The 7,396-nt window shown below is 70.8% G+C and carries 5 protein-coding genes; 1 reads left to right on the top strand and 4 read right to left on the bottom strand.

All coding sequences use genetic code 11. From position 1 onward, the window contains the following. Nucleotides 1-36: 36 nt before the first annotated feature. The 3 genes from FNH04_RS13090 to FNH04_RS13100 form a co-directional block, all read right to left on the bottom strand. A complete protein-coding gene (locus tag FNH04_RS13090) occupies nt 37-2,256 on the bottom strand; it encodes an NADP-dependent isocitrate dehydrogenase (RefSeq protein WP_322722996.1) in 2,220 nt (739 codons plus the stop codon). After that, on the bottom strand, nt 2,253-3,389 hold the full coding sequence (locus FNH04_RS13095) for a mechanosensitive ion channel family protein (protein ID WP_152783658.1): 1,137 nt from the start codon (nt 3,387-3,389) through the stop codon (nt 2,253-2,255). Before FNH04_RS13095 ends, FNH04_RS13090 begins: the two co-directional genes overlap by 4 nt. 395 nt (nt 3,390-3,784) lie before the next feature. Continuing rightward, nucleotides 3,785-4,780, bottom strand: coding sequence for a lysylphosphatidylglycerol synthase transmembrane domain-containing protein (locus tag FNH04_RS13100; RefSeq protein ID WP_386573841.1), 996 nt, complete (start codon nt 4,778-4,780; stop codon nt 3,785-3,787). Between the two features lie 159 nt (nt 4,781-4,939). Between FNH04_RS13100 and FNH04_RS13105 the strand changes: the two genes are divergently transcribed. Beyond that, nucleotides 4,940-6,910: an ABC transporter ATP-binding protein gene (locus FNH04_RS13105; RefSeq protein WP_194236659.1), complete on the top strand. Its 1,971-nt coding sequence runs from the start codon at nt 4,940-4,942 to the stop codon at nt 6,908-6,910. Nucleotides 6,911-6,979: 69 nt separating this feature from the next. Here FNH04_RS13105 and FNH04_RS13110 read toward each other — a convergent pair. Beyond that, nucleotides 6,980-7,396: metallophosphoesterase family protein (locus FNH04_RS13110; RefSeq protein ID WP_194236658.1), on the bottom strand; the 417-nt coding region annotated here is incomplete at its 5' end.

The raw sequence follows: 7,396 nt of genomic DNA on the forward strand, positions 1-7,396 counted from the left end.
GAGGCGCCAGCGGACTCACCGGTCCGCCGACGGCTGTCAGGCGAGCGACGTCAGCGCCTGGTTCCAGGTCGCCGACGCGCGCATGATCCCGGCGGCCTTCGCCGGGTCGGGCTGGTAGTAGCCGCCGATGTCGGCCGGCTTGCCCTGTACGGCGCCCAGCTCGTCGACGATCGTCTGCTCGTTCGCGCTGAGCGTCTCGGCGAGCGGGGCGAAGGCCTTGGCCAGGTCCGCGTCGTCGGTCTGCCCGGCCAGCTCCTGCGCCCAGTACAGGGACAGGTAGAAGTGGCTGCCGCGGTTGTCGATGCCGCCGACGCGACGGGTCGGGGACTTGTCCTCGTTGAGGAAGGTCGCCGTGGCGCGGTCGAGGGTGTCGGCGAGGACCTGGGCGCGGGCGTTTCCGGTGGTCTTCGCGTAGTGCTCGAGGGACGGCACGAGCGCGAAGAACTCACCGAGGGAGTCCCAGCGCAGGTAGTTCTCCTTGACCAGCTGCTGGACGTGCTTCGGCGCGCTGCCGCCGGCGCCCGTCTCGAACAGGCCGCCGCCCGCCATCAGCGGGACGACCGACAGCATCTTGGCGCTGGTGCCCAGCTCCAGGATCGGGAACAGGTCGGTCAGGTAGTCGCGCAGCACGTTGCCGGTGACGGAGATGGTGTTCTCACCGCGGCGGATGCGCTCCACGGACAGCTTGGTCGCCTCGACGGGGGAGAGGACGCGGATGTCCAGCCCCTCGGTGTCGTGCTCCGGCAGGTACTGCTCGACCTTGGCGATCAGGTTGGCGTCGTGGGCGCGGGTCTCGTCCAGCCAGAACACCGCCGGGTCGCCGGTGGCGCGGGCGCGGGTGACGGCCAGCTTCACCCAGTCGCGGATCGGGGCGTCCTTGGTCTGGCAGGCGCGGAAGATGTCACCGGCGGAGACGGTCTGCTCGATGACGGCGTTGCCGTTCTGGTCGACCAGGCGGACCGTGCCCGTGGTCGGGATCTCGAAGGTCTTGTCGTGGCTGCCGTACTCCTCGGCCTTCTGCGCCATGAGACCGACGTTCGGGACCGAGCCCATCGTCGACGGGTCGTAGGCGCCGTTGGCCCGGCAGTCGTCGATCACGGCCTGGTAGACGCCGGAGTAGCTGGAGTCCGGCAGGACCGCGAGGGTGTCGGCCTCCTGGCCGTCCGGGCCCCACATGTGGCCCGAGGTGCGGATCATGGCCGGCATGGAGGCGTCCACGATCACGTCCGACGGGACGTGCAGGTTGGTGATGCCCTTGTCGGAGTCGACCATGGCCAGCTCCGGGCCCTCGGCGAGCTCGGCGTCGAAGGAGGCCTTGATCTCGGCACCCTCGGGGAGGCCCTCGAGGCCCTTGAAGATGCCGCCGAGACCGTCGTTGGGGGTCAGGCCGGCCGCGGCGAACGTCTCACCGTACTTCGCGAAAGTCTTCGGGAAGAAGGCGCGCACCACGTGACCGAAGATGATCGGGTCGGAGACCTTCATCATCGTGGCCTTGAGGTGCACGGAGAACAGCACGCCCGCGGCCTTGGCCTCGGCGACCTGGGCGGTCAGGAACTCGCGCAGCGCGGCGACGCGCATCACCGAGGCGTCGACGACCTCGCCGGCCAGTACGGGTACGGACTCGCGCAGCACGGTGGTGGAGCCGTCGTCACCCTTGAGCTCGATGCGGAGGGTGCCGTCCTCGGCGATCACGACGGACTTCTCGGTGGAGCGGAAGTCGTCCGCGCCCATGGTGGCGACGTTGGTCTTCGACTCCGAGGTCCAGGCGCCCATGCGGTGCGGGTGGGTCTTGGCGTAGTTCTTCACCGAGGCGGGGGCGCGGCGGTCGGAGTTGCCCTCGCGCAGCACCGGGTTCACGGCGGAGCCCTTGATCTTGTCGTAGCGGGCGCGGATCTCGCGCTCCTCGTCGGTCTTCGGGTCGTCCGGGTAGTCCGGCAGCGCGTAGCCCTGGCCCTGGAGTTCGGCGATCGCGGCCTTCAGCTGCGGGATGGAGGCCGAGATGTTGGGCAGCTTGATGATGTTCGCCTGGGGCGTCTTGGCGAGCTCGCCGAGCTCCGCGAGGGCGTCCGGGATGCGCTGGCCCTCCTCCAGGTACTCCGGGAAGACGGCGATGATGCGTCCGGCCAGCGAGATGTCACGGGTCTCGACGGTGACCCCGGCCTGTGCGGCGTACGCCTGGATCACCGGCAGGAAGGAATAGGTCGCCAGGGCGGGCGCCTCGTCAGTGTGCGTGTAGATGATGGTCGAGTCAGTCACCGGGTGCTCCGCTCCACGTCTGCAACATTGCTCGACATCAAGATATCTCGTGACGGACCGGGTCTCGACAGGGGTCCGGGCCCAGGTGTTCTCGCCCCCGCCGCACCCTGCGGCTGGAACATCACCGTGCGACGCGGCGCCGGGATCCGGATCCCCTCCGACCGGTACCGCTTGTGCAGCCGCTTGATGAACTCGTGCTTGATCCGGTACTGGTCGCTGAACTCGCCCACACCCAGAATGACCGTCATCCCGATCCGCGAGTCACCGAACGTGTGGAACCGGACGGCGGGCTCATGGTCGGGCACGGCACCCGTGATCTCCGTCATCACCTCGGCGACGACCTCCTCGGTCACCCGCTCCACATGGTCCAGATCGCTGTCGTAACCGACCCCCACCTGCACCAGCAGGGTCATCTCCTGCTCGGGCCGGTTGAAGTTCGTCATGTTCGTACCGGCGAGCTGGCCGTTGGGAATGATGACCAGGTTGTTGGAGAGCTCCTTGATGGTCGTCTGCCGCCAGTTGATGTCGGTGACATAGCCCTCCTCGCCACTGCTCAGCCGGATGTAGTCCCCGGGCTGGACCGTCTTCGAGGCCAGGATGTGAATGCCCGCGAAGAGGTTGGCGAGCGTGTCCTGCAGGGCGAGCGCCACCGCGAGACCACCGACACCCAGCGCGGTGACCAGCGGCGCGATGGGAATGCCCAGGGTCTGGAGCATCACGAGGAACCCGATCGCGAGGACCACGACCCGGGTGATGTTGACGAAGATCGTTGCCGACCCCGCCACCCCGGAACGGGACTGCGTGAGCGTGTGCACCAGCCCGGCGATCAAGCGGGCCGACGTGATCGTCGTCACGAAGATCAACAGCACGGTCAGCACCTGGTTGACGTTGTGCCCGACCGTGCGCGTCAGCGGCAGCACCGCCGCCGCTGACGCCGCACCACCGGCGATCGCACCCCAGGGCACCAGCGTCCGCAACGCGTCGACGATGACGTCGTCACCGCCCCAGCGCGTACGGGTCGCGTGCCTGCCGAGCCAGCGCAGCAGCATCCGCAGCACGAAGGCCAGCAAGAGGCCCGAGGCCAGGGCCACTCCGGCCATCACGAAGTCGTCGAGGGTGAGCTCCCGGTTCATCGGTCGTCTCCCGAAGGGCGCGCGGAACGGCCCGCGGAAAGGCCCGCGGGCCGGATGTGATGTGTCGTCACCTTGCCACCTGCTCGAATTCCGGACTGCAACGATCACGCCCGGACGTGTGTGCGAAGCCGGGCGCGACCGCTCATCCTGCCGCATGCGGGTGGCCACCCGTCACCGGACCTGCGTTAACCGGCCATTGACGCCGTAGGGGCCGGAGTCATCGAAACGTACGAGGACATACGACGTACCGGGCCGCCGGGCCCACCGGCGCGCACCAGGACGTACGGCGGCACCGGGCCGCCGGCCCCACCGGCGCACACGAGGCCGTACGGGCACACCAGCCCCGCACGCCCCCTCATGCCCTCGCACGCCCCCTCACGCCCTCGCGACCCCGCTCAGATCACCTTCCACCTCACCAGCGCCCCCAACGTCAACGCCCCCGGCAGCAACGGCAGCCACACCGTCATGACCCGGAACGCCAGGACGGCCGCCGTCACCACGGTCGCCGGGCCGCCTGCCGCCACCAGGGCGACGATCAGGGCCGCCTCCACCGAGCCGATACCGCCCGGAGTCGGGATCAGCGCGACCGTGACCGTGGCGGCGAGATACGCGACAACCATGTGCGGCACGGGGATGTCGAGGCCCAAAGCCAGGCCCACGGTGGCCAGTACGGTCCCCTGGAGCAGGCAGAACGACACGGAGCCGCCCCACAGCGCGAGCGCCCGCGCCGGGCGCCTGTGCACCGAGCGGGCCTCGCCGAGCGCGGTGCGCAGGAAGGACCACACCGTCGTCCGCAGCCGCCGTACGGCTGCCACGACCGCCACCGCGACGCACAGCACCGCGCTTCCGGCGAGCAGCAGGGGCCCGACCGCCGCGTCCGGGACGAGCGCGCCCGACCGGAGCGCGCCCGGGAACGCGACCAGCAGGGCGAGCAGCAGACCCACGCGGGCGACCGACCCCGCCAGCCCGTACAGCGCGAGCGCGGCCGAGGAACGGGCCAGGGGCACCCCGCAGACCGTCATGAAGCGCAGGTTGACCGCTGTCGCGCCCAGACCGGTGGGCAGCAGATGGTTGGCCGCGCCCGCCGCGAACTGCGTGGCGAGCAGCCGGCGCGCGGGCAGCCGCTCGACCAGCGCGCCCTGCCGGCCGAAGGACGCCGCGACCCAGGTGAGGCAGGTCGCGCCGGCGGCCGCCGCCAGCCACGGCCACTCGGCCGTCCCCAGATGCCGGAACCCGTCCGCGAGCACGTCGCGGTGGCGTACGGCGACCACGAGGACGAACGCGAGCGGTACCAGGCAGAGGATCTGACGGACCAGGACGCGCGGGGCACGTCCGAACAGGCGGGGACGGTCCTGGGGGAGTCGTGCCGGGGGGAGGCGTACCGATGTCACGTCGGAAGAGGTTCTCCGCACGGCGCCAACAGCGGGTTGCGGGCACGGGGACGACGGCTGAAGCGCCGGGCAAGCGCAGACGGCGGCGGCCGGCGGGCGTCCCTCCCTCGAACCCTTGACCTCAAGGTTGGTTGAGGTCCTAGCGTCGGGTGCATGAGCATGGAGACCACCGCCTGGACCCAGTTGCACAGTGTCATGAACGCGCAGGAGCGTCGGCCCCTGGCCCGCGCGACACTGCGCCGTATCGCCGCCTTCGCCCGCCCGCACCGCCGCCGTATCGCGCAGTTCGTACTGCTGAGCGTGGCGACAGCGTTTCTCGCCGTCGCCACGCCGGTGCTGGCGGGCCATGTCGTGAACGCCATCGTGTCCGGCCACGACGAGGCCGTGGTCGTACGTCTCGCCGTACTCATCGCCCTCATCGCGCTCGCCGAGGCGGCCCTGGGGCTGCTCGGCCGCTGGTTGTCGGCGACCCTCGGTGAGGGGCTCATCCTCGATCTGCGGACGGCTGTGTTCGATCATGTGCAGCGCATGCCGGTCGCGTTCTTCACACGTACCCGTACGGGCGCGCTCGTGAGTCGTCTCAACAACGACGTGATCGGAGCGCAGCGGGCCTTCAGCAACACCCTGTCCGGAGTCGTGAGCAACCTGGTGACGCTGGTGCTCACCCTCGTCGTGATGGTCAGCCTGTCCTGGCAGGTCACGCTGCTCGCCCTCCTCCTGTTGCCGGTGTTCGTGGTGCCCGCGCGGCGCATGGGCCGCCGTATGGCAGGACTCCAGCGGGAGGCCGCCAACCTCAACGCTGCCATGGGCACGCGGATGACGGAGCGCTTCTCGGCGCCCGGCGCCACCCTCGTCAAGCTTTTCGGGCGCCCCGGCGACGAGTCCGCGGAGTTCTCGGTGCGGGCACGGCGGGTACGGGACATCGGCGTCCGTACGGCCATGGCGCAGTCGGCGTTCATCACGGCGCTCACCCTGGTGTCGGCCCTGGCGCTCGCTCTCGTGTACGGCCTCGGCGGCTGGCTCGCCCTGCGCGACACCCTGGAGCCCGGCGCGGTCGTCGCCCTCGCCCTCCTCCTGACCCGCCTCTACGCGCCGCTCACCGCGCTCGCCGGAGCGCGCGTCGAGATCATGAGCGCCCTGGTGAGCTTCGAGCGTGTCTTCGAGGTGCTGGACCTCAAACCGCTCATCGAGCAGAAGCCGGACGCGCGGGCCGTGCCCGACGGCCCGGTGGCCGTGGAGTTCGAGAAGGTCAGCTTCGGCTACCCGTCCGCGGACAAGGTCTCCCTCGCCTCGCTGGAGGAGGTCGCCTCCCTGGACAGCCGCGGTGGCGCCGAGGTCCTGCACGGCGTCTCCTTCCGCGCCGAACCCGGCCGGACCGTCGCCCTCGTCGGCTCGTCCGGCGCGGGCAAGTCGACCATCGCCCAACTCCTGCCCCGGCTGTACGACACCGACACGGGTACTGTCCGCATCGGCGGTGTGGACGTCCGTGACCTGACCGCCGAGTCACTGCGCGAGACCCTCGGCATGGTCACCCAGGACGGCCACCTGTTCCACGACTCGGTACGCGCCAACCTGCTGCTCGCCCGGCCCGACGCGACGGACGACGACCTGTGGGACGTCCTTGGCCGCGCCCGGCTCGACTCCCTCGTACGCTCCCTGCCCGACGGTCTCGACACCGTGGTCGGCGAACGCGGCTACCGGCTCTCCGGCGGCGAACGCCAGCGCATGACCATCGCCCGGCTGCTCCTCGCCCGCCAGCGCGTCGTCATCCTCGACGAGGCCACGGCCCACCTGGACAACACCTCCGAGGCGGCCGTCCAGGAGGCTCTCGCCGAGGCCCTGGAGGGGCGCACCGCCGTGGTGATCGCCCACCGGCTGTCGACGGTACGGGCCGCCGACCTGATCCTGGTCATCGAGGCCGGGCGGATCGTGGAGCGCGGCACCCACGAGGAACTCCTGGCGGCGGACGGACGCTACGCGGAGCTGTACCGCACGCAGTTCGAGGAGTCCGGGTCCGAGGACAGGCCGTCCCCGGCCACGGGCGCGTCGACGGCAACCGAGGTGAAGGCCACCGCTGTGACGGTCACCGGCGTGACGGGGATCGCCGCCGCCGAGGAGGCCGTGGCCTGAGGGGTGCTGCTCCCGGGGGCCCGGCCCGTGGGGGGCCTGTCCGACCCTGATCCGCCGGACAGGCCCCGGCTAGGCGGCGTGAGCCCCCTCCAGCGGCAGCCGGTAGACGGCGAAAGCGCGCCGGATGACCGGCTGCGCCACATTGCGCACCCGTACGCCGCCGCTCGTGACGCCGTACTCGGTGCCCATGTGGGCGTGGCCGTGGACGGCCAGGTCGGCTCCCGCCCCGTCGATCGCCTCGGCCAGGAGGTAGCTGCCGAGGAAGGGGTAGATCTCCAGCGGCTCACCGACCAGTGTGTCCGGCACCGGTGAGAAGTGCGTGAGCGCGATACGGACCGCACAGCCGTCCTCGTCCAGCTGTTCGAGAGCGCGGCGCAGGCCGTCCGCGCAGCCGCGGGTGTGGCGGACGAAGGCCTTCATCTCGGGCTCGCCGAACTCGCTGCCGCTTCCCCCGGCGAAGCCGCCCCCGAACCCCTTGGTCCCGGC

This window comes from Streptomyces phyllanthi (genome assembly GCF_009377205.1).
GTDB lineage: Bacteria > Actinomycetota > Actinomycetes > Streptomycetales > Streptomycetaceae > Streptomyces > Streptomyces phyllanthi.

Coding starts and splice junctions, on each gene's coding strand:
- FNH04_RS13095 (WP_152783658.1), bottom strand. CDS start 3,389: ATGAACCGGGAGCTCACCCTCGACGACTTCGTGATGGCCGGAGTGGCC.
- FNH04_RS13105 (WP_194236659.1), top strand. CDS start 4,940: ATGGAGACCACCGCCTGGACCCAGTTGCACAGTGTCATGAACGCGCAG.